At 59.7% G+C, this 21,788-nt stretch carries 19 protein-coding genes and 1 tRNA gene; 11 read left to right on the forward strand and 9 right to left on the reverse strand.

All coding sequences use genetic code 11. The annotated features are described in order from the left end of the window. Window positions 1–30: 30 nt before the first annotated feature. Window positions 31–1,710 carry an NAD+ synthase gene (locus CFB10_RS02325; protein ID WP_020012696.1) on the reverse strand — a complete coding sequence of 560 codons (1,680 nt, stop codon included), beginning with the start codon at window positions 1,708–1,710 and terminating at the stop codon, window positions 31–33. A 222-nt stretch (window positions 1,711–1,932) separates the two neighbouring features. Between CFB10_RS02325 and CFB10_RS02330 the strand changes: the two genes are divergently transcribed. From CFB10_RS02330 to sthA, 3 genes are all read left to right on the forward strand, one after another. After that, on the forward strand, window positions 1,933–3,873 hold the full coding sequence (locus CFB10_RS02330; RefSeq protein WP_020012698.1) for an LTA synthase family protein: 1,941 nt from the start codon (window positions 1,933–1,935) through the stop codon (window positions 3,871–3,873). A gap of 116 nt (window positions 3,874–3,989) precedes the next feature. Further along, on the forward strand, window positions 3,990–4,523 hold the full coding sequence (locus tag CFB10_RS02335) for a DUF1003 domain-containing protein (RefSeq protein ID WP_020012699.1): 534 nt from the start codon (window positions 3,990–3,992) through the stop codon (window positions 4,521–4,523). Window positions 4,524–5,277: 754 nt separating this feature from the next. Then, on the forward strand, window positions 5,278–6,681 hold the full coding sequence (gene sthA / locus CFB10_RS02340; RefSeq protein WP_026364129.1) for a Si-specific NAD(P)(+) transhydrogenase: 1,404 nt from the start codon (window positions 5,278–5,280) through the stop codon (window positions 6,679–6,681). 198 nt (window positions 6,682–6,879) lie between these two features. Here sthA and CFB10_RS02345 read toward each other — a convergent pair whose 3' ends face one another. From CFB10_RS02345 to CFB10_RS02360, 4 genes are all read right to left on the reverse strand, one after another. After that, the gene (locus tag CFB10_RS02345) at window positions 6,880–7,527 is read right to left on the reverse strand and encodes a hypothetical protein (RefSeq protein ID WP_026364130.1); all 648 of its coding nucleotides are present in this window, start codon (window positions 7,525–7,527) and stop codon (window positions 6,880–6,882) included. A 221-nt stretch (window positions 7,528–7,748) separates the two neighbouring features. Continuing rightward, the gene (locus CFB10_RS02350; protein WP_034501517.1) at window positions 7,749–8,309 is read right to left on the reverse strand and encodes an AAA family ATPase; all 561 of its coding nucleotides are present in this window, start codon (window positions 8,307–8,309) and stop codon (window positions 7,749–7,751) included. A 208-nt stretch (window positions 8,310–8,517) separates the two neighbouring features. Next, entirely contained in the window at window positions 8,518–9,993 is a 1,476-nt protein-coding gene (gene tig / locus CFB10_RS02355; protein WP_020012703.1) for a trigger factor, read from the reverse strand. A 241-nt stretch (window positions 9,994–10,234) separates the two neighbouring features. After that, a tRNA-Leu gene (locus CFB10_RS02360) sits at window positions 10,235–10,317 on the reverse strand. A 662-nt stretch (window positions 10,318–10,979) separates the two neighbouring features. Between CFB10_RS02360 and CFB10_RS02370 the strand changes: the two genes are divergently transcribed. From CFB10_RS02370 to trmFO, 3 genes are all read left to right on the forward strand, one after another. Then, the gene (locus CFB10_RS02370; RefSeq protein WP_003502992.1) at window positions 10,980–11,126 is read left to right on the forward strand and encodes a DUF1127 domain-containing protein; all 147 of its coding nucleotides are present in this window, start codon (window positions 10,980–10,982) and stop codon (window positions 11,124–11,126) included. Between the two features lie 458 nt (window positions 11,127–11,584). Continuing rightward, complete coding sequence (locus CFB10_RS02375) at window positions 11,585–11,728, forward strand: DUF1127 domain-containing protein (RefSeq protein WP_003495735.1); 144 nt, start codon at window positions 11,585–11,587, stop codon at window positions 11,726–11,728. Between the two features lie 445 nt (window positions 11,729–12,173). Beyond that, complete coding sequence (trmFO, locus tag CFB10_RS02380; RefSeq protein ID WP_020012704.1) at window positions 12,174–13,616, forward strand: methylenetetrahydrofolate--tRNA-(uracil(54)-C(5))-methyltransferase (FADH(2)-oxidizing) TrmFO; 1,443 nt, start codon at window positions 12,174–12,176, stop codon at window positions 13,614–13,616. Between the two features lie 6 nt (window positions 13,617–13,622). Here trmFO and CFB10_RS02385 read toward each other — a convergent pair whose 3' ends face one another. The 4 genes from CFB10_RS02385 to CFB10_RS23950 form a co-directional block, all read right to left on the reverse strand. Beyond that, the gene (locus tag CFB10_RS02385; protein WP_020012705.1) at window positions 13,623–14,225 is read right to left on the reverse strand and encodes a TadE/TadG family type IV pilus assembly protein; all 603 of its coding nucleotides are present in this window, start codon (window positions 14,223–14,225) and stop codon (window positions 13,623–13,625) included. Then, window positions 14,222–14,674: a TadE/TadG family type IV pilus assembly protein gene (locus CFB10_RS02390; RefSeq protein WP_244559844.1), complete on the reverse strand. Its 453-nt coding sequence runs from the start codon at window positions 14,672–14,674 to the stop codon at window positions 14,222–14,224. The genes CFB10_RS02385 and CFB10_RS02390 overlap by 4 nt, the downstream gene beginning before the upstream one ends. Window positions 14,675–14,789: 115 nt before the next feature. Beyond that, window positions 14,790–15,917, reverse strand: a complete 1,128-nt coding sequence (locus CFB10_RS02395) for a hypothetical protein (protein ID WP_020012707.1) — start codon at window positions 15,915–15,917, stop codon at window positions 14,790–14,792. Window positions 15,918–15,942: 25 nt separating this feature from the next. Next, window positions 15,943–16,080 carry a hypothetical protein gene (locus CFB10_RS23950; protein WP_020012708.1) on the reverse strand — a complete coding sequence of 46 codons (138 nt, stop codon included), beginning with the start codon at window positions 16,078–16,080 and terminating at the stop codon, window positions 15,943–15,945. Window positions 16,081–16,431: 351 nt separating this feature from the next. Between CFB10_RS23950 and CFB10_RS02400 the strand changes: the two genes are divergently transcribed. The 5 genes from CFB10_RS02400 (at window position 16,432) to CFB10_RS02420 (ending at window position 21,747) form a co-directional block, all read left to right on the forward strand. Further along, window positions 16,432–17,559 carry an S-(hydroxymethyl)glutathione dehydrogenase/class III alcohol dehydrogenase gene (locus CFB10_RS02400; RefSeq protein WP_020012709.1) on the forward strand — a complete coding sequence of 376 codons (1,128 nt, stop codon included), beginning with the start codon at window positions 16,432–16,434 and terminating at the stop codon, window positions 17,557–17,559. A 288-nt stretch (window positions 17,560–17,847) separates the two neighbouring features. After that, the gene (locus tag CFB10_RS02405) at window positions 17,848–18,588 is read left to right on the forward strand and encodes a hypothetical protein (protein ID WP_020012710.1); all 741 of its coding nucleotides are present in this window, start codon (window positions 17,848–17,850) and stop codon (window positions 18,586–18,588) included. 105 nt (window positions 18,589–18,693) lie between these two features. Continuing rightward, window positions 18,694–18,957, forward strand: coding sequence for an acyl carrier protein (locus CFB10_RS02410; RefSeq protein ID WP_003503006.1), 264 nt, complete (start codon window positions 18,694–18,696; stop codon window positions 18,955–18,957). After that, the gene (locus tag CFB10_RS02415) at window positions 18,954–20,486 is read left to right on the forward strand and encodes an AMP-binding protein (RefSeq protein WP_020012711.1); all 1,533 of its coding nucleotides are present in this window, start codon (window positions 18,954–18,956) and stop codon (window positions 20,484–20,486) included. The genes CFB10_RS02410 and CFB10_RS02415 overlap by 4 nt, the downstream gene beginning before the upstream one ends. Next, window positions 20,470–21,747 (forward strand): type III PLP-dependent enzyme, encoded by a 1,278-nt coding sequence (locus CFB10_RS02420; protein ID WP_020012712.1) that lies wholly within the window; start codon window positions 20,470–20,472, stop codon window positions 21,745–21,747. Before CFB10_RS02415 ends, CFB10_RS02420 begins: the two co-directional genes overlap by 17 nt. The last annotated feature ends 41 nt before the right edge of the window (window positions 21,748–21,788 follow it).

The raw sequence follows: 21,788 nt of genomic DNA on the forward strand, positions 1-21,788 counted from the left end.
CAAACATCCGCTACCCGCGCCTTCCTTCAGTCACCGATCCCGGAACCGGTTGGTGATCGGATAACGCCGGTCACGGCCGAAGTTCTTCTTGGTGATCTTAACACCCGGGGCCGATTGCCGGCGCTTATATTCAGCGAGGTAAAGCAGATGCTCGACCCGGTGCACGGTGGCCAAGTCGTGGCCGCGCGCGAGAATCTCCTCGACCGACATTTCCTTCTCGACGAGGCATTCGAGAATATCGTCGAGCACCGGATAGGGCGGCAGCGAATCCTGGTCGGTCTGGTTGGGACGCAATTCGGCCGAGGGCGCCTTGGAAAGGATATTGGCGGGGATCACCTCGCCGGAAGGGCCGAGAGCGCCCGGCGGCACATGGGCGTTGCGCCAGCTGGAAATGGCATAGACCTGCATCTTGTAGAGGTCCTTGATGGGGTTGAAACCGCCATTCATGTCGCCGTAGAGCGTGGCGTAACCCACCGACATTTCCGACTTGTTGCCCGTCGTCACAACCATCGAGCCGAACTTGTTCGAGACGGCCATCAAAATGGTGCCGCGCGTGCGGCTCTGCAGGTTTTCCTCGGTAATGCCCTCTTCCGTGCCCTCGAAGAGATCGGAAAGCGCCGAGAGAAACCCCTCCACCGGCTCCACGATCGGCACGATATCGTAACGGCAGCCCAGCGCCCTGGCGCAATCGGCCGCGTCCTTCAGCGATTCTTCCGACGTATAACGGTAAGGCAGCATGATGCAGCGCACCCGCTCTTCGCCCAGCGCATCGACGGCAAGGGCTGCACAGATCGCCGAATCGATGCCGCCGGAAAGGCCGAGAACCACGCTCTTGAAGCCGTTCTTGTTGACGTAGTCGCGAAAGCCCAGCATGCAGGCGCGGTAGTCCGCTTCCTCACCTTCCGGAATCTTGGAGAAAGGCCCGCTTTCGCAGCGCCAGCCATCTGCCGTGCGTTTCCAGTCGGTGACGGCAAGTGTGGCCTCGAACTGGCTCATCTGGAAGGCAAGCGTCTTGTCGGCGTTAAAACCGAAGCTTGCGCCGTCGAATACCAGCTCGTCCTGCCCGCCCAGCTGGTTGGCGAAAACGAGCGGCAGGCCGCTTTCGATCACCTGCCTCAGCGCCACCTGATGGCGCACATCCAGCTTGCCGCGATAATAGGGCGAACCGTTCGGCACCAGCAGGATTTCCGCCCCGCTTTCGGCGAGCGTTTCGCAGACACCCATATCGTTCCAGATTTCCTCGCAGATCGGAATGCCGATCCTGACCCCACGGAAATTATAGGGACCGGAAATCGAGCCCTCGGAGAAAACACGCTTTTCGTCGAATTCACCGTAATTCGGCAGGTCTATCTTGTCGCGCAGCGCGATGATCTTGCCGCCGTCCAGAAGCGCCACCGAATTGTGTCGTCCCGTCTCGCCCTGTCGCGGAAAACCGATAACGACGCCCGGCCCACCATCGGCGGTTTCCGCCGCCAGTTCTTCCACGGCTTTCAGGCATGCTTTCAAGAAAGCCGGTTTCAGCACCAGATCTTCCGGCGGATAGCCGGAAATGAACAGTTCGGTCAGAAGCAGAAGGTCGGCGCCCTGCGTTGCCGCATCGGCCCTTGCCTCACGCGCCCTGGCGAGATTGCCCGCCACGTCGCCAACGGTGGGATTGAACTGCCCGACGGCAATCCGGAGATGGTTCTGGATATCGTGTCTGTCGCTCATGGCTTTTCAATACCGCGCCCGTGCGCGCTCCGCAACGCGGCAATTGCATGGCGGCGTCCGTTACGCATCAGCCGCGCGCGTTCACGCTAAGGTTATCGCCGCACCGGCCAGACTCTTCAAAGTTCATGTCGCGTTCATCGCGCTTATGTGACAGTTACATGACACTTTTGCGACACCCGATTCACCTCCCCGGATCGGCCGTGCCGCCTGAAATACCGGAGTATGGGTTTGAGACATTCGGCGCCAAAAACAACGGCTTCCGAAAAGGCTGGTTTTGTCTTTTCGCCTGCAGGGATAAGGAGCCTTTCCAAGCTTTCGGGCACGGCCTCTACGCTTGCCAATCTGACCGTTGCTTCCGTCGTGCTCGTTGTGGCGCTGGAGTGGATAGCCCGCGGTTCGCTCACGGATGTCGGTGCTTTCCTCACCTCCTCCGCCCGCCCCGGCATCACCACCATTGCCGCCGTGCTCGCCCTTCTCGTGGCGCTGGATGCGATCCTCGGCCGGCGTTACCTGTCGCTGATCGCCGTCGCACCGCTCTGCGTGCTGACGGGGCTGATTTCCGCGCAGAAACAGACCTATCTTTCCGATCCGCTTTACCCTTCCGACCTGTTGTTCGGCCGGCAGATCCTAGAGCTTCTGCCGACCATGCTGAAGGCCCAGCCCTTGACGGCGGTGCTGCTCGGGCTTGGCATCTGCGCCACCATCGCCGCACTTGTGGCGCTATGGCTGCTGGCGCGCCGCCATTCGCCCGTCCTGCGCTGGCGTGAGCGCGCGGCAGGTCTCGCGCTGGCGCTGCCGCTTCTTGCCGGTCTGGCCTCGCTGATGGACTATTCGCACTATTCCTGGGCACGTGACCGTCTCAACATCATACCCATGATGTGGGATCAGCAGGAAAACTACCGCCACAACGGCTTCCTGATGGCCTTCGCCTTCAATATTCCGATGGCCAATGTCGCAGCGCCGCAGGGTTACGGTGAAAACAGCATCGCCGACCTGACGTCCGAACCCGCCGCCTTCGCCGCCAACAAGGGCGACTACCCTGACGTCATCATGCTGATGAGCGAATCGCTCTGGGACCCGGCGCGTCTCGAAAACGTAAAGCTTTCGGCCGATCCGATGCCGACCATCCGCGCCAAACAGTCCGGCAACGTCTTTTCGCCCGAGTTCGGCGGCATGACGGCGAATGTGGAATTCGAGGCGCTGACCGGCTTTTCCAACGCCTTCCTGCCCTATGGCAGCATTCCCTATCAGCAATATATCCGCCGCCCGGTGCCCTCGCTCGCCAGTTTCTTCCGCGGCGAAGGTTATTCCGCCATCGCCATGCATCCGTTCCAGGAATGGTTCTGGAACCGCAAGCAGGTCTACAGGAATTTCGGCTTCGAGGAATTCCGCTCGGAAGAGACGCTGCCCGCCATGGAAAAACGCGGCAACTTCGCCTCCGACGATGCGCTGATGGACGAGATCATGGCGACGGCGGAGCGCACGCAGAACCCGCTTTTCCTCTTCGCCGTCACCCTTCAGGGACATGGGCCTTATGAGGCGACCCGTTACGCCGAAAACACCATCGGCGTCGACGGTGATCTCTCCGCCTCGGCCTCGCAGGCGCTCGCCACCTATTCGCAAGGGGTGGCGGAAGCCGATGAAGCGCTGCTGAAACTGATGCGCTGGGCGAAAAAACGCGACCGCGAAACCATCATCGTCCTCTTCGGCGATCACCTGCCGCCGCTTGGCCAGGCCTTCGTGGAAAGCGGTTACATGCCGGGCATGGTGGCCAGCCGCCGCGCGCCGCTGGAGGTGATGAAGAAGGAACACGAGACGCCGCTCGTCGTCTGGTCCTCCAGGAAGGGCGTGCGCAAGAATATCGGCACCATCAGCCCGGCGCTTTTGCCCTACCATGTGCTGAAGACCGCGGGATTCTCCGATCCCTTCTATACCGGCACGCTCGGTGAGGTTCAGCAGGCCTTTTCCGTCATCGACCGGCACATGCTGGTGGCGACCGACGGCAAGGCCCTGCCCGACTGGTCAATCGCGCCCAATGCCGTTCCCGACGTGGTGCGCGATTACCGCCTGCTGCAGTTCGACATGATGTTCGGCCAGCAATATGGCCGCGAGCGCTTCTTCCCCGGTTTCAACTGGCTGCATGAGGGCGCGCCGTCGGTCTGATGGTTTTCGGCGGGGACGCCTGAACCGTATGGCGGTGGAAATCGTTTGAATTCCATCGCCATGCGGGTTTATCTCGGGAAACATCCGTATCGCCCCATAAAAACCGGAGAAACACCGTGTCAGATATCTCCGACTATATCGTTTCGCACTTCAAGCGCTCCTCCCGCGAAATCGGCGAGGTGGAGCGCCGCATTCTCGAACTGTCGCACCAGAAAAAGCTGGTTTCGAGCGACATCAACGCGGAATTTTCCGCCGGTGCAAGCCTCGGCGACAGGCTGGCCGACAATATCGCCAAGGTCGGCGGCTCCTGGGGTTTCATCCTCAGCTTCTGCTTTTTCCTGGTGGTCTGGGCCATCATCAACACCATCGTGCTGACGACGCGCGCCTTCGACCCCTATCCCTTCATCTTCCTCAATCTGCTGCTCTCCATGCTGGCCGCCATTCAGGCGCCGATCATCATGATGTCGCAGAACCGTCAGGCCGCCCGTGACCGTTTCGAGGCCGCCAAGGATTATGAGGTGAACCTGAAGGCCGAGCTCGAGGTTCTTTCCCTGCATGAAAAGATCGATGTGAAAGTGCTGGCCGAACTGGCGGCACTTCGCCAGGACCTTGCCGCGCTGCACCGTCACGTTACCCGCAAGGAAGACTGACGCCGGAAAAATTCGTCCCCGCTTTTCCCCGCTCCGCGGCGCGCTGTTAGAGTGAACGCAGTCCTGCCGGGTGGCTGCCAGACGTGGCGGAAACCAAGGGACGGTCCTGTGGTGGGAACGCTGGCAACGTTCGTGGAAAGGACCATTTCGCAACAGGCGGTGCACCGCCCTTTGCGAGATACGGCATGGTGAAAGACCCGGTTGCGCAACGCATCCGACCCACACCAACCCCAACCGAAGCGCAGCCGGGCAATCGCCCGACGCACGCTGGGTATCCCCGACCGGCAACGCCGGGCGGGATGAAGCTGTTGGGTTTTTGAGGCTTTTTCAGGAGTGAAGGGAGGAGCGTGGGGCTTACCCCCCTCTGCCCTGCCGGGCATTTCCCCCTCAAGGGGGGAGATCGATCTGCGGCAAGGCCTCGCCCATCTCAACGCTTGAGAATGGAGCAGTAAAAGAGCCTCTTGCCGATCTCCCCCCTTGAGGGGGAAATGCCCGGCAGGGCAGAGGGGGTAAGCTCCACGCACCTCCGCGCCACTAAGAATCGCACAACCTCCTGAAACCTCACCCCCCAGTTACGAATCCGTCAGATTCTTACGCTACAGATTGACGCAGGCGTTTGTTGCATTGCACTCTTGCGGGCAAGGCTGAAGGGGAATCACTCCCCATCGTCAAAATGGCATCACGACCATTTCGCGGCGACGCCATGCCGGATGCGACATCCGGTCATTGCAATAATTCTGTTCCGGGGTTTTTCATGCACCAGTTCGATCTGATTGTTGTCGGCAGCGGTCCGGCGGGAAGACGGGCCGCCATTCAGGCCGCCAAGCTCGAAAAGAAGGTTCTGGTCATCGAGAAGGGCAGCCGCGTCGGCGGCGTTTCGGTGCACACCGGCACCATCCCTTCGAAGACCCTGCGCGAAACGGCGCTCAACCTCACCGGCTGGCGCGAGCGCGGTTTTTACGGGCGCGCCTATCGTGTCAAGCAGGAGATCGACGCCGAAGACCTGCGCCGCCGCCTGCTCATCACGCTGGATCACGAAGTGGAAGTGCTGGAGCACCAGTTCGCCCGCAACCGCGTCCAGCACATTCGCGGCACGGCAAGCTTCATCGACGCCAACACCATGAAGGTGGTGAAAAACGACGGTGAAATCATGACCGTTACCGCCACCTCCATCCTGCTGACCATCGGCACCCGCCCCTACCGGCCGCCGCATATCCCCTTCGATGGCGAGGCGGTGCTCGATTCGGACGAGATTCTCGAGATCAAGGAATTGCCGCGTTCGATGATCGTTGTCGGCGCCGGCGTCATCGGCATCGAATATGCCACCATCTTCAGCGCGCTCGACACGCAGGTGACGGTGGTGGAGCCGCGCGAAACGATGCTGGAATTCATCGACAAGGAAATCGTCGAGGATTTCGCCTATCAGCTGCGCGACCGCAACATGAAGCTGATCTTCGGCCAGAAGGCGGAAAAGGTGGAGCGCGACGAAAGCGGCAAATGCCTCGTTTCGCTCGGCAATGGCCGCGTCCTCAAGGCAGAGACGGTGCTGTTTGCCGCCGGCCGCGTCGGCGCTACCGATACGCTCAACCTTTCGGCCTGCGGGCTGGAGGCCGACAGCCGCGGCCGCCTGAAGGTCGATCCCGAGACCTTCCAGACCTCGGTGCCGAACATCTATGCCGCCGGCGACATCATCGGTTTCCCGAGCCTTGCCTCCACGTCCATGGAACAGGGCCGCATCGCCGCCCGCCACGCCGTCGGCGCACCGGCCGGCGAACCGCCGCAATTCTTCCCCTACGGCATCTATGCCGTGCCTGAAATCTCCACCTGCGGCCTGACGGAAGAAGAAGTCATCGAACGCGCCATTCCCTATGAATGCGGCATCGCCCATTTCCGCGAAACCTCCCGCGGCCACATCATGGGTCTCGACAGCGGGCTCTTGAAGATGATCTTCTCGCTGAAAACCCGCCGCCTGCTCGGCGTCCACATCGTCGGCGAAGGCGCAACGGAACTGGTGCATATCGGCCAGGCGGTGCTGAATCTCAAAGGCACGGTGGAGTATTTCGTCGAGAATACGTTCAACTATCCCACACTTGCCGAAGCTTACAAGATTGCCGGGCTCGATGCGTGGAACCGCATGGGTGAGTTGAAGAAGGATTAGGCTTTTGTTGCGAGGAGAGTTCGTTGCGATATGCGCAACCCTCTCCTCCGTCATGCTCGGGCCTGTCCCGAGCATCTGCAACGCCGCAATTTTATACGACGTGATTAGATCCTTGGGACAAGCCCAAGGATGAGGCCGCGCAGGGCGCGAGAATGCCTATCGTTTCTGCTCATTCATCCGACAACCGGTAAGGCCCCCTCACCACCGAATACTATACCGCGCACTCACCCCCGGCCGGAAATGATCCGCAAAACCCTGGTCAAGTGTTCCGCGCACCGTCAGATTATCGCCGATCTTCTGCTCCACGGCCACGCCGCTGCTGAACTCGTTAAAGCTGTTACGGCTCGCCCCCGTCAGCACGAAGGCCGTGCCGGTTTCCGAGCGGGACAGGCGCAGCGACTGCGACACATCCAGCCCGTTCCATTGCTGCGCCGTGCCGTCGTACCGCACGGTGAAATTGCGGTTCGCCTCGATATCCAGTTCCGGCGTGACGATGCGCTTCTGCTGCGATGTCATGGAGAGGCTGCTCGATCCCGTCAATGCATTGACGATGACACCGACATCGCGCGCAAGCGAGACACCCGGCAGCTGTTCGGCCAGCAGCGTGACATTGCCCCACAGGCGCACCGGCGTATCCACCACCTGCCCCATCCTCGAGGCATTCATGCCCATTTCCAGCCCCGCCCGGATCGGCGTATCGACCGGCAGCTTGGCGCCGATGCGCGCCGTGTAGGAACGATCGGAATTCTTGACCGGTTTCCAGATCAGCCCGGCCTCATCGGCATGAGCGGCCGTGGCGGCGGTAAAGAACGACAATACAAGGGCAGAACCCGTTCGGAGCGACATATTTGTCCCCTGGCAGATTAAGGGCGCGCCGGAACACCCGGCAGGCACGGTAAAAGCTCAAGGCCAATGGTTTGGCAGCGATGAGGCCGCATAAAAGCGGCACACAGTACCCGAGCGGCCGCGTTCCGCGACCGGGGCAAATCATGCTGCGCAGGGTGCCAGATGAACGGGAGATGAACAAGAGCAGATGCAGCAAAAAATCATGCTGCACCGCATTGTGATCAAAACGAAGAAGCCCCGTGTTGCTGACTTCCTGAGGTCGGGCTAACGCAGCGGGCCAGGATATCGTCGACCACAGCGTCTAAAGGCCTGGAGGAATCAATGACCGTTGCAGAGGCGGGAAGGTCTTCTTTCGTCGCATGGAGTCGCAAGACAAATTCACGTTCGTCCGCCTTTCCACCGAACTCGTCTTCACTCCTCTCCATCAACCGCCTTTGCAGGGTGGCGACATCGATATCCAGAACGAAGACCTGATCGAAGCGGTCTATAAAACGCCCAAAGTTCCTTGAGCCGCCGCAAAAGAACGTGATCGCGTGACGTCGATCAGTCACCAGCGCCTGCACTTTTTTGACATCCCAAATATGATGCCGATGACGGTAGACAATATCCTCATCGCCTTGAAACATCGAGAGATCGACCAGTTCGCCTGTTTCAGGATCACCTTTGTAGGCAAGTTCACGGTCGCCGTGGATGACATGATAGCCACGGCGCTGGAGTTCCGTTGCCACCGAGGTTTTACCGGTCCCGGAAACACCCTCGATCAAATAGTTTCTGACGCCCATGACAGGACCCTTCAACATTCCCCGGCGTCGTGGCGATGGTGCCTTCATTCGGCGGCCACGGTTTCCAACGATAATGATTCAGAATGACGAGACGATGTCGAAAGTCCAAACCTGAGCGAGCAACACTCCCGAGAAACCAGGCAGTCCAAACAAAAAGGCCGCAGCTTTCGCCACGGCCCTCTGTTCAATCAGCTTGCACTGAAGAAGATTATTCGGCGTCGCCTTCGGCGGCCTTCTTCTTGGCCGGAGCCTTCTTCTTCGGAGCGGCTTCTTCGCCTTCAGCGGCGTCAGCCTTGGCAGCAGCCTTTTTCTTGGCCGGAGCCTTCTTCTTGGTTTCCGTTTCCTCTTCGCCGTCGTCAGCCAGAAGCTCTTCCTTGGAAACGGTCTTGTCCGTTACCGAGATTTCGGAGAGCAGCTTGTCGATGACCTTTTCTTCGAAGATCGGAGCGCGCAGCGAAGCGGAAGCGCCGGGCGTGTTGCGGAAGAAATCGAGGATTTCCTTCTGCTGGCCGGGGAACTGCTGCAGCTGCTGGAACAGCGCGCGCTGCATTTCTTCTTCGGTCACTTCAACGCCGGCCTTTTCGCCGATTTCGGAGAGAACGAGGCCGAGACGGACGCGACGTTCAGCCAGCTTGCGATATTCTTCGCGGGCTTCTTCTTCGGTCGTGTCTTCGTCAGCAAAGGTCTTGCCGGACTGGGCGAGATCGGTGTTGATCTGGCGCCAGATGTTGTCGAACTCGGCGTCAACCAGGCCAGCCGGCGTGTCAAACTTGTACATCTCGTCCAGTTGGTCGAGAATCTGACGCTTGACCTTCTGGCGGGTGACGTTGCCGTACTGGCTTTCGATCTGGCCCTTGACGATTTCCTTCAGCTTTTCAGCCGATTCGAGGCCGAGCTTGGTGGCCAGTTCGTCGTTGATTTCGACTTCGGCGGCGGCAGCAACTTCCTTGACGGTGATGTCGAAGTTGGCTTCCTTGCCTGCGAGGTTCGCAGCCGGATAGTCGGCCGGGAAGGTCACGGTGATGGTCTTTTCGTCGCCGGCCTTGACGCCGACCAGCTGGTCTTCGAAGCCGGGGATGAAGCGGCCGGAGCCGAGAACCAGTTCGGCATCTTCGGCAGCGCCGCCGTCGAAGGCAACGCCGTCAACCTTACCGAGATAGTTCATGGTGACGCGGTCGCCATCGGCGGCCTTGCCCTTCTTGGTCTCGTAGGTGCGGGCGCTTTCAGCGATCTTGAGGATCTGCTCGTTGATTTCGTCTTCGGAGACTTCAACAACTTCGCGGGTAACCTTGATGCCGTCATTGGCCTTCAGTTCGATGGCCGGAATGATTTCATAGGCGACGGTGAATTCGAAATCGGATTCGGCCGACAGGATCTTTTCGGCTTCCTGCTCGTTTTCGGTCATGGAGATGGCCGGCTGCGTCGCAGACTTCTCGCCGCGGCTGGAGAGGATTTCGGACGGCTTTTCACGAACCAGCTCGTTGACGAGGTCGGCCATGATGGACTTGCCATACATCTTCTTCAGGTGGCCCATCGGCACCTTGCCGGGACGGAAACCGTTGATGCGAACCTTGTCCTTGGCGTCAACCAGGCGCTCGTCCAGACGGGCCTTCATGTCGGCAGCCGGGATAACGATCTTGAGTTCGCGCTTCAGCCCTTCAGCGAGCGTTTCAATAACCTGCATTTTCTCAAACCTTCACATCATGGCGGCGGTGCTCAGACAGCCGTTGGTTTACTTTCGAGCACTGCGCCGGAAACGTCGTTCCCCGGCCGTGGCTTCCCTTATTTCTTTACACAAGCGCCTGCCGGACACCATTTCACCTGCACCGGAGAAAAAGACCAAAGGGGAGAAAAGAACCCCGAAGCTCCCCGCATCTTATAAAGATGCACTCTGGCGCAAGCGTGGCACAGCCATGCTTTGCTTGTGGTGCGGGTAGAGAGACTCGAACTCCCACGCCGAAGCGTTGGTACCTAAAACCAATGCGTCTACCAATTCCGCCATACCCGCACGTTGGGCGGCGGTATGTCACAATGTTCTGAAAGGGTCAAGCACGCCGTTCCCCCCGCCTTTCGTTTCCTCCGGACTTTTCTTGTTGCCCGCGCCCGCGGAAAGAGACAGCCGCCCTCCAGGCTTATTTGCCGCCGGCGCCAGGAGATGGGGCACAGGGGCGGAACCGAGACGATTCTGGGCTGAAAACGGGAAACCGAGGGGCGTCCACCCCCCTCGCCTTGCCGGCCCGCCCCAAGCGGCACATCCGCATGGAAGCAGGCGGGGAAGCGGGCAATATTTATGCGGCTACATTGACATTATATATAGCCTCTCCCGCAACCGATATTACCGGATTGCCGCACCCCGCTTCATATCTGTAATTCGAGGCTTCTGCGGCCCGCCCATCCATTTTCCGGCCATTCCCTCTGGATTCGCAACGCCCGACCTCTTTCGAGCACCAAAAGCACACAAATTGGTCACAAATTATGCACGGATCGCCGCAATCAGGTCGATTTCCCTGCTTGCCTTGCGTTTAATGCATAGGTGACATCTTGCTTTGTCTGTTTTTGTTTTGATTAAACCGATTATATTCATGGTCATACAGAGATCGAGTTCAGCCCCGGACCAAAGCCTCCCAAGACTGGCCGTAGAGACTGAACAGCACGAAGAGGAAGATGAAAATGAACATCACACGCTCGCTGACCAACTGGCGCAAGTATCGTCAGACCGTAACCGAACTCGGCCGCATGACCGACCGCGAACTGAATGACCTCGGCATTGGCCGTCAGGACATCCGCCGCGTCGCCCGCACCGCCGTCGGCATCTAATCATACGCCCCGCCGCTTCTTGCGGCGGATGCGAGACGACCTACCCAAAAAGGCCTGAGGCTTCCGCCTCCGGCCTTTTTTCGTTTTGGGCGACTGCGCAGCCACTCGCCGTATCGGCAGATGAAAAATGCATCGATGGGCCGACCAATTGCACAGGCCTGGATCGCGCTAGAGCCTCTTCATGGCTGCTTTTCACACCGGAAAGCCTCTCCTAAGCCGCCAAAAGCTGCCAAATCAGTCAAAACCGCCTGAAACACAGGCATTTCCGCTCATATTTTGCCCAACCGATACTCAAAGCCGCAAATTTAGCCGACATAGTGCACAAATGCATGGCAGTAGCCTAAATTCTGCACTGCACAACATGGCTCAATGTCTATATATAAACCTCAACAGCCGAGAGCACAGAGAAACACTGAGCCGGCAGACGAAATCAACAGAGATAGATTGAGGAAACGATTATGAACCCCATCCGCATCGCAAAGAACTGGATCTCCTACCGCCGCACGATCAACGAACTTGGCAGCCTGTCCAACCAGGCTCTGAGCGACATCGGCCTGACCCGTTACGACATCCGTAACGTAGCAGCCCGTTCGTTCCGCTAAGGCGTAAACGGTCGTCCCGCTGCCCGACCTCCAGGGCGCGACGATTGAGCGACAGGTTAGAGAAAGCGGCGCCTCTGGCGCCGTTTTTGATTCTGGGGTTTGGCTGGAGAAACTGGCCTTTGGAAAGGCGCCCGTCATCGCGGCATATTTCTTCTCCCCGCCGGGAGAAGGCGGCCAGAAGGGTCGGATGAGGGGCAACCCCAGCGATAGACCGCACCCTCGCCCCCTCATCCCGCTGCCGCGACCTTCTCCCCGGCGGGGAGAAGAAACAAGCGGCAACCGCCCGCTCCACATCACCTCCCTCACATCCCCCATCCCAAAAACATTTGGCTGCCCCGGCCATGCATGCTAGTGCATCCGCAAACAATGCAGCGTCCTTCGGGACCCGCGGAACAATCACTCGAAAGACAGCCGCCGGACGGGAGCCTTTGCCCCGCGGCCGCCCATGGACACCAGCATGCAAGACAAGACCACTTCTCCCATTCACGTCGTGGGCGGCGGACTGGCCGGTTCGGAAGCCGCATGGCAGATCGCGCAAAGCGGCGTCCCTGTCATCCTGCACGAAATGCGCGGCGTGCGCGGCACGGATGCGCATAAGGGCGATACGCTGGCGGAACTGGTCTGTTCCAACTCGTTCCGCTCCGACGACGCGACGGCGAACGCCGTGGGCGTCATCCATGCCGAAATGCGGCTTGCCGGCTCGCTGATCATGGCCTGCGCCGACAGACACCAGGTGCCGGCCGGCGGTGCGCTCGCCGTCGACCGCGACGGGTTTTCTGAAGCAGTGACGAAAGAGCTGGAAAGTCACCCTCTGGTGACGATCATCCGCGAAGAGGTAAACGGCCTGCCGCCGAAGGAATGGGGCAACTCTATCATCGCCACCGGCCCGCTGACCTCACCGGATCTCGCCGCCGCCATCCAGGCCGAGACGGGTGAGGATGCGCTCGCCTTTTTCGACGCCATCGCCCCCATCGTTCACCGCGACAGCATCAACATGGATATCTGCTGGTACCAGTCGCGTTACGACAAGGTCGGCCCCGGCGGCACGGGCAAGGATTACATCAACTGCCCGCTGAACGAGGAGCAGTATAACGCCTTCATCGATGCGCTGATTGCCGGCGACACGGTCGGTTTCAAGGAATGGGAAGGCACGCCCTATTTCGATGGCTGCCTGCCGATCGAGATCATGGCCGAACGCGGCCGCGAGACGCTGCGCCATGGCCCGATGAAGCCGATGGGCCTGACCAACGCCCATAACCCGACCGTCAAGGCCTATGCCGTCGTCCAGCTGCGCCAGGACAATGCGCTCGGCACGCTCTACAACATGGTCGGTTTCCAGACCAAACTGAAATACGGCGTCCAGGCGGATGTGTTCCGCATGATTCCGGGCCTCGAAAATGCGGAATTCGCCCGCCTCGGCGGCCTGCACCGCAACACCTATATCGATTCCCCTGTTCTGCTCGACCGCTCGCTGAAGCTTAAATCCCGGCCTGACCTGCGTTTCGCCGGCCAGATCACCGGCTGCGAAGGTTATGTAGAAAGCGCCTCGGTCGGCCTTCTGGCCGGTCGCTTTGCCGCCGCCGAACAGAAGGGCGAGGCCCCGAGCCTGCCGCCGGCAACCACCGCGCTCGGTTCGCTCCTCAACCACATCACCGGCGGCCACCTCTCCTCCGATGATGAGCAGGGCAAACGTTCCTTCCAGCCGATGAACATCAATTTCGGCCTCTTCCCGGAACTGGAACCCGGCTCCATCGTCAAGCCTGATGGCGTGAAGCGTTTTCGCGGCAAGGACAAGACGATCATGAAACGCCAGCTGATTGCAGCGCGGGCGTTGCGGGATTGTGCGGCGTGGCTCGGCGAAAGCCAGGCCGAGACAGAGGCTGTCTGAGGCCGATCAGTTCGGTTTGAATGGCGAGCGCTTGAGGTTCCACTTTGCGAAATCCGATTTGCCGCTCTGGTAAGGATATCGCTGGGAAAAGAACGGGTTGACCGCCGCGACATATTCGAATTTGAGCGAGATATCGGCCACCGCAGCGATCAGAGGCCGATAGCTGTACCGCCCAGAGACAACAATGATAGCGTCCTGAGCGACGAAACCGTTGGCGATCACGGTTTTCTCCCACGGCACATCTTCGGCAGAGCCCAGAAAATTGTGGGCGGGAAATTGCAGCCGGGCGACCTTATCCACCAGTTTGACGCTTCTCAATGTCAGGTCGAGTTTGCCCGTCTGGAGAATGCCGCTGCCGGAAAGCACGACGAAACTCGGAACCCCCGTGCGCACCCTTTCCTCGAATTCAGGAAATCTTGCCGCCCAGCGCGCTGAATTGTCGACGATCGTCATGAACCGGTCATAGCTCAGCCAGCCCCGCCCGATCTCAATGACCACGGCAAGCATAAGGACGAGCAGCGGTGCCAGAAGCCCCATTTCCACCGCCGCAGCGCCAGAGCGGCAACGGCCAAAACCAGCAAGACGCAAAAACTGTGTCGTCTTTTTCATTCGGTCACCCGCACGGCAGTGATCGCCAGGGAAATGTTGCGCAACTGATGAATGCCGCCGGTGTCCGGCACGAGGATACGCGTCGTCGGCATCAAAAAATTCCATTTGTAACCGATCGCCAGAATGTACTGCCCGGCGGTATCGGCGGGCGGGCGGAAATCGTTCACGATCGGTATGGGCACCTTGGCTTCGGCAATGTCGTCGTCGGGAATCGGCAAAAGGGCAATCTTGAGATTGGCTTCGTCCGTCCCTCCAATGAAACGGGAGGTGATTGCCTTACGCAGCGCAATCTCGGTCGCCGGTTTACCGTCCGCCGCCGCCTTGCGGAGATACTCGATGCCCGCATTCGAGGCAAAAGAGAGATAGAGATAATAGAGCATCAGCAGGCCGATTTCGAGCGCCCCGAAAATCAGCGCAAAAAACAGCGGCAACAGCAGCGCCGTCTCCACCGCCGTTGCCGCCTTTCGGTCGCCAAACAGCCGGTAACATGCCCCATGCGTGAACCGGCATCCGCGCGGGCCGCCGCAGCTTTTATCCTGACGCGGGGAAAGAAAAGACTTCATCTCAGCCTTCTTCCATTCGATCCACATAGATAAGCTGGAAGCCCGTGATGATGCCGCCGAAGCTGTCGCTCAGTCCGGTAGCTTCGATCGTCACCCGATAGATGGAGTAAGCCTTGACCCTGAAACTGTAATCCCTCGGCGTCCAAGCGATATTGTTTTTATCCTGGGCCATTTCCCACACCTTCTGCTGAGGTTTCAGGGTGGGGAGCCGTTGCTGTAGCGAAATCTTGATTCCGTTTGTTTTTTCGACGTCCTCGACGGCCCGGCGCCCGTTATACCAAACCATGATCTTATATATTCCGGGGTGAAGCTCGACATCCTTGTAGATCGAGCTATTGGCTTCGATATTTTTTTTCTTGCCGGGCGCAGGCGGGCCCCAGTCGCTGTCGAGTTCCATGACATAACGGGTTGGCAATGAGAGCTCGGTGCCCGCCTTCTTTTCAATTCCGTTCTTGTCGGTGGTCTTTACCTTATCGGCCTCCTTCAGCGTGCAGGCCAAGTCGTTCGCGGTGGGGGCCCCGTTGAGTTTCTTGCTCTCCATGCCCGCCGGATAACCCTGCCAGTTGTGATTGCGGCGACAGCAGGGGCTGCTCCAGTCCTGCAACTCTACGCCGGGTCCGGTCCCGCCATCCCATCCGATTTCCGAAAATGGATAGACACCCCAGCAGCCGCCGGGGGTTTCCTTGGTGACGCCGTTTTTCAGAACTCGCTCGACGCCGAGAGCATTGCTCTCGAACATATTGTCAATGATGACCGCATCGTCCTCGGGATAGGGCGGGATGCCTTCGCAGGACTCATCAAGGCGATATTTCAGCTTATCGAGATTGAACATCTCCGAGAAAATCAGACCGTAACTGAACTCAGCCTTGATCTTCGTCGTGGTCCAGTCCACCTCCACCTGGCGCGAGAGGACCTTTTGCTTGGTGGATTGAATCATGGCATCGAAGGCCGCGGTCACGTTGTCACGCCTGACGCGGTCAAGCAACGTATAGGTGCGCGTGGGCTTGGTGGCTCTTTCGCACGCCATGGCCATGACCCGCTTGGACTGGTTGTAATATGCCAGCGCCCTGCCGCCTTCAAAAAGCAACCCCAGCAAGATGATGAAAACCGGCAGCAGCAGCGCGGTCATGATAGCGAAGGTGCCCGAGTGGTCTCTAAGGAGCGACGAAAAAAGGCTCCTTTTCCGTGCTGTTTTTTTTATCCGCCTGCTCATCCTGAAAACACCGTTTCATGTCGCTCATCGCGGCGGGAAAGGCGCGCTGTGAAAAGCGGTGCGCCGGGCTTTCTGCCACGCTAAAAAATATCCGGCCTGCCGCCGGGTGCTGAAAATTGCCTGTCGATTGGCGAACGCTTTTTCGGGAGCAGTCCTCGCCGACCTCTTAAAATCCACGGGGTCATTAGCACGGAAACCGTAAACCAAAGGCCAACAAAAATCTAAAAATATACTGTAAATTCATATGCTTAATTCATTTATTAATAAATTAGAACGTATGAATTACGGCCATCATGCCGTGCATGATTGGGCCGATTTCGGCAATGCAGTTTTCTTCGGGGCGACAAACCGGGCTTTGCCCCTTGTCCCTCCAGCCAAGCTCGGGCAAAACAGCCCTGTTCAATCACAAGACAATGCCAGGAGATAAGATATGGACGTTCGCGCCGCAGTTGCCATTCAGGCCGGAAAGCCGCTTGAGGTCATGACCGTTCAACTCGAAGGCCCCCGCGCCGGCGAAGTGCTGGTTGAGGTCAAGGCGACCGGCATCTGCCATACAGACGATTTCACCCTGTCGGGCGCCGATCCGGAAGGCCTGTTCCCGGCCATTCTCGGCCATGAAGGCGCGGGCGTCGTGGTTGATGTCGGACCGGGCGTCACCTCGGTCAAGAAGGGCGACCATGTCATTCCGCTCTACACGCCGGAATGCCGCGAGTGCTATTCCTGCACCTCGCGCAAGACCAATCTCTGCACCTCCATCCGCGCCACCCAGGGCCAGGGCGTGATGCCTGACGGCACCTCGCGATTCTCGATCGGCAAGGACAAGATCCATCACTACATGGGCTGCTCGACCTTCTCGAACTATACGGTCCTGCCGGAGATCGCGCTCGCCAAGATCAACCCGGACGCACCCTTCGACAAGGTCTGCTACATCGGCTGCGGCGTGACGACGGGCATCGGTGCGGTCATCAACACCGCCAAGGTCGAGATCGGTTCCACGGCGATCGTCTTCGGTCTCGGCGGCATCGGCCTCAACGTGCTGCAGGGCCTGCGTCTTGCCGGCGCGGACATGATCATCGGCGTCGACATCAACCCCGACCGCAAGGCCTGGGGCGAGAAGTTCGGCATGACCCATTTCGTCAACCCGAAGGAAGTCGGCGAGGACATCGTGCCCTATCTCATCAACATGACGAAGCGTAATGGCGACCTGATCGGCGGCGCCGATTATACCTTCGACTGCACCGGCAATACCAAGGTCATGCGCCAAGCGCTGGAAGCCTCGCATCGCGGCTGGGGCAAGTCGGTCATCATCGGCGTTGCCGGCGCCGGCCAGGAAATCTCCACGCGTCCGTTCCAGCTCGTCACCGGCCGCAACTGGATGGGCACCGCTTTTGGCGGTGCGCGCGGCCGCACGGATGTGCCGAAGATCGTCGACTGGTACATGGAAGGCAAGATCCAGATCGACCCGATGATCACCCACACCATGCCGCTCGAAGACATCAACAAGGGCTTCGACCTGATGCACAAGGGCGAAAGCATCCGCGGCGTCGTGGTTTATTGATTGGATAAGACAGAGGCGGGACGCGCGTAACCGCGCGCGCCCGCCTTTCATACAAATGTGATCGCCTCCAACCGCCTGCAGCCATTGCGATTAACGGGACGGTAAATCTATCGTCGTAAGCCGATACTACGCGGTGGAGTTGAAAATCCCTCCCCGCCCCGAAAGGCGCAAGACCAGCGGAGAGCGACCCTGAAAATCGTACCGATCGACAACGGAAACCGCGTCGCCGCCGTCGCTCTTCTGGCGAAAGGCTTCCCGGAGAAAAGCGAGGCCTTCTGGTCGCGCGGGTTGTCGCTCATCAGTAAACATCACGAGCGGCGCGAACTGGGCCCGATCGGGCAATTGCTGATGAAGGGCGACGACGCCGCAGGTGTGCTGCTGACGATCAAAAGCCGCCTGCCCGGCACCGGCACGATCATCGTCAACCTGTCCAGCTGGTATGTGGAGCCTTCCTGCCGCTGGTTCGCACCGCGCATGCTGCAGATGGCCTCATCCAATGAGGACGAAATCTTCACCGATCTCACCCCCTCTCCCGAAGCCTGCAGGCTGAATGAGAGGCTGGGCTTTGCGACGGTGACCGATTGCACGCTTTTTTATCCGCTGCCCTTTGCGGCACTGCGCCCGGCGAATGCGCGGCTCCGCCCGCTTGCGGACATAAAACCGGAAACACTGTCCGCCGAAACGCGCGGCATGCTGGAAGACCACGCCCGCCTCGGCTGCATCGTGGCCTTGATGGAGGCGGAGAACCGCCACCACCCGCTGGTCTTCCTTAAAACCACAACCAAGAGACTGCCCTCCGCGCGCCTCATCCATTGCGACGACCGGCAGGTTGCGCAAAGGCACATATCCGCAATTGCCCGCCACCTTCTTGGCCACGGCCGGCTTGCGCTGACCATGGCGGCGCTTGAGGGAGAGCGAAAGGCGGGCGGGCTTGCCGCACATAAATCTGCACCGATACAAGTAAAAGGCGTATGGAACCCACATTTTATTAACGAAACATACTCAGAGTTGGTGTTATTGCCACCGTAGGTATTTTAGTGATTCGTGCGCGACTTGACGGAATCTTGGCCTTTACAGACAAAGCGCCGTTCCGGGCAGTCTTCTGGGGAACACGAGGGAAATCGGAGAACGAGCATGCTTGCAGCGCAAAAGAGTGAAATCGACGTTGCTGATACCATCTATTCCTACCTCTCCAACCGTTTCCCCGCCTATGCCCCCTTTTCCGCCGATACGCTGCTTCTCGAAGGCGGCGTGATCGATTCGCTTGGCTTTCTGGAACTGATGATCTTCCTCGGTGAGGGTTTCGGCATCATTCTCGATGACGAGCATTTCACCCCCGACAATCTCGGCACGCCGGCCGATCTCATCGCCTTCGTCCTCAGGGAACGGAGGAGATGACACCCCATTTCCTGCTGCACCATCTTCTTGCCGCGCGCGCGGCGAGCGACGATCAGGCCGTTGTCCACAAGGACCGATCGCTGAATTATCGCGAATTCGCCGAAGCAGCAGCCCGTTGTGCAGCGGCATTGCAGGAAGCCGGAACACAACGCGGTGACCGCATCGTCATCTATCTGCCGCGCGGCATCGAGGAATGCTGGTCGATCTTCGGCGTGAGCATGGCCTCCGGCGTCTTCGTGCCGGTCAACGCATTGCTGAAGGCGCAGCAGATCCGCCATATCATCAGGGATTGCGGCGCGAAAATCGTCATCAGCGACGCTGCGATGATGGATGAGCTGGAAGCAGCATTGGCAGACCTTCCCGATGTCACGGTCCTGCTGGCGGAGGAGATTGGGACCCGCACCGGCGCACCCGCCCGGCCTTCGGCGGCGATCGGCGAAGACCTGGCCGCAATTCTTTATACCTCCGGCTCCACCGGCTCGCCCAAGGGCGTGATGCTGTCGCACCGCAATCTTCTGGCCGGCGCACGCATCGTGCGCACCTATCTGGACATTACCGGCAGGGACCGCATTCTTTCCCTCCTGCCTTTCAGCTTCGATTATGGCCTGAACCAGCTGCTGACGGCGGTGGAACAGGGCGCGGCCACTGTTATCTCCACTTTCCGGCTGGGCGATGAGATCGTCCGCGATCTGCGCGACCACGCCATCACGGGTCTGGCCGGCGTGCCGACCATCTGGGCGATCCTGACGAAAGCGGCACCATCGCTCACAAAGACGCCTCTGCCGCATCTGCGTTACATCACCAATTCCGGCGGACGCGTGCCGCAGGAAACCGTAAAAGCGCTGCGCGAGAAGCTGCCGGACACGAAAATCTACCTGATGTATGGCCTCACCGAGGCCTTCCGCTCCACCTTCCTGCCGCCTGATGAAATCGACCGCCGCCCGACCTCCATCGGCAAGGCCATTCCCGAATGTGAAATCTTCATCGTCACCGCCGAGGGACAGAGGGCGAAACCGGGTGAACCCGGCATTCTCGTGCATCGCGGCCCGACCGTCTCGCTTGGTTACTGGAACCGGCCGGAAGACACCGCCAAGGTACTGCGCCCTCACCCCTTCATTCCGGCGGCGCTGGGCGGCGAGACCGTCTGTTATTCCGGCGATCTGGCGGTGGAGGACGAGGACGGTTTCTTCAGCTTCGTCGCCCGCAACGATGCGATGATCAAATCGTCGGGCTATCGCATCAGCCCGACCGAGGTGGAGGAAAGCCTGATGTCGACAGGCCTTTTCCAGCAGGTCGCCGTCATCGGCCTGCCCGACCCCTTTGCGGGCGAAAAGGTGCATGCCGTGGCGACTGCCGCCAACCAGAATATCGATGTTTCGGCGGCACTGAAGAAGGCGGCCGAAATGCTCGCCCCCTTCATGATCCCGCGCGCCATCGAACTGGTGGAACGGCTGCCGGTCACGGCCAATGGCAAGGTGGATTACCGCGCGCTGGTGCGCGAACGGACGGACAATGGCGCCAACGGATAAAAACCAGAACCATGGCCCGGCCTTTGCAGCCGCGTTATTCGAAATAAGCGAGAACGATTTGATGATCGGCGGACTTCCCGTGCGCGATATTGTCGCCGGGACCGGAACGCCTTGCTTCCTCTATGACGCCGCCGCCATGCGCCGCGCCTATCGCGATCTCGAAGCGGCGCTCGGCGGTTTTGCCGATATCTATTATTCGGTGAAGGCCAATCCCCTGCCCGCCATCGTCTCGCTTTTCCGGCAGGAAGGTGCGGGTGCAGAAATCGCTTCCGTCGGCGAATACCGCGCCGCCATCAAGGCCGGTGTCGTACCGGAAAAAATCATCTTCGCCGGCCCCGGCAAAGGCAAAGCCGAATTGCGCGAAGTGATCGAGGGCGGCATCGGCGAAATCCACATCGAAAGCGCCGAGGAAATTGGCCGCATCGAGGCGATCGGCAAGCCGGTCAAAGCCTCGATCCGCATCAATCCGGTGCCGGATGCTCAAGCCGGCGCGATGCGCATGGGCGGCAAGGCCACGGCCTTCGGGTTCGATGAGGAAGAGCTGGAAAACATCCTGCCGCTCTTCAAGAGCACCCGATATATCGATCTCGTTGGCGTCCATATTTATGGCGGCACGCAGATTCTCGATGCAGACATGCTTGTCTCCCAATGGCGACACGGCATTTCCATTGCTGCGCGCACGGCCGAGATGCTGGGCAAGCCGCTCGAAACCATCGATCTCGGCGGCGGTCTAGGCATCCCCTATTTCGCCGGGGAAACAGCGCTCGATCTTGAAAAAGTCAGCGCCGCCATTCCCGAGCTCAAGGCCCTTCTCCATGCGCATCCGCTGATTGCCAACGCCCACATCATCGTTGAACCCGGCCGTTTCCTCGCAGGCCCGGCTGGCGTCTATGTGGCGGAGGTGAATTCGGTAAAGAACTCACGCGGCACCACCTTCGTGGTGATGGATGGCGGCATGCACCACCATCTCGCCGCCTCGGGCAATCTCGGCCAGATCGTGAAGCGCAACTATCCCATCGTCGCGCCGGCCATGATGCTGGCGGAGCATGAGGAAACGGCAACCCTCGTCGGCCCGCTCTGCACGCCGCTCGACACGCTCGCCCGCAATGCGGCGCTACCGAAGCTCAAGGCCGGTGATCTCCTCGCCATCCTGCAATCGGGCGCCTATGGCGCCAGCGCCAGCCCTGCGGGTTTTCTGAGCCATGCGGCGGCGAAGGAGGTGCTGGTGGAGAATGGCGTGTTTGAGGTGATCGGGCGCTGACGACGCGAAAGCCGGAGTCCATTTTTCTACGGATACACATC

This window comes from Agrobacterium sp. 719_389 (assembly GCF_900188475.1).
Classification (GTDB): domain Bacteria; phylum Pseudomonadota; class Alphaproteobacteria; order Rhizobiales; family Rhizobiaceae; genus Agrobacterium; species Agrobacterium radiobacter.

Coding starts and splice junctions, on each gene's coding strand:
- CFB10_RS02325 (WP_020012696.1), bottom strand. CDS start 1,710: ATGAGCGACAGACACGATATCCAGAACCATCTCCGGATTGCCGTCGGG.
- CFB10_RS02330 (WP_020012698.1), top strand. CDS start 1,933: ATGGGTTTGAGACATTCGGCGCCAAAAACAACGGCTTCCGAAAAGGCT.
- sthA (WP_026364129.1), top strand. CDS start 5,278: ATGCACCAGTTCGATCTGATTGTTGTCGGCAGCGGTCCGGCGGGAAGA.
- CFB10_RS02345 (WP_026364130.1), bottom strand. CDS start 7,527: ATGTCGCTCCGAACGGGTTCTGCCCTTGTATTGTCGTTCTTTACCGCC.
- CFB10_RS02350 (WP_034501517.1), bottom strand. CDS start 8,309: ATGGGCGTCAGAAACTATTTGATCGAGGGTGTTTCCGGGACCGGTAAA.
- tig (WP_020012703.1), bottom strand. CDS start 9,993: ATGCAGGTTATTGAAACGCTCGCTGAAGGGCTGAAGCGCGAACTCAAG.
- CFB10_RS02370 (WP_003502992.1), top strand. CDS start 10,980: ATGAACATCACACGCTCGCTGACCAACTGGCGCAAGTATCGTCAGACC.
- CFB10_RS02375 (WP_003495735.1), top strand. CDS start 11,585: ATGAACCCCATCCGCATCGCAAAGAACTGGATCTCCTACCGCCGCACG.
- trmFO (WP_020012704.1), top strand. CDS start 12,174: ATGGACACCAGCATGCAAGACAAGACCACTTCTCCCATTCACGTCGTG.
- CFB10_RS02385 (WP_020012705.1), bottom strand. CDS start 14,225: ATGAAAAAGACGACACAGTTTTTGCGTCTTGCTGGTTTTGGCCGTTGC.
- CFB10_RS02395 (WP_020012707.1), bottom strand. CDS start 15,917: ATGACCGCGCTGCTGCTGCCGGTTTTCATCATCTTGCTGGGGTTGCTT.
- CFB10_RS02400 (WP_020012709.1), top strand. CDS start 16,432: ATGGACGTTCGCGCCGCAGTTGCCATTCAGGCCGGAAAGCCGCTTGAG.
- CFB10_RS02410 (WP_003503006.1), top strand. CDS start 18,694: ATGCTTGCAGCGCAAAAGAGTGAAATCGACGTTGCTGATACCATCTAT.
- CFB10_RS02415 (WP_020012711.1), top strand. CDS start 18,954: ATGACACCCCATTTCCTGCTGCACCATCTTCTTGCCGCGCGCGCGGCG.
- CFB10_RS02420 (WP_020012712.1), top strand. CDS start 20,470: ATGGCGCCAACGGATAAAAACCAGAACCATGGCCCGGCCTTTGCAGCC.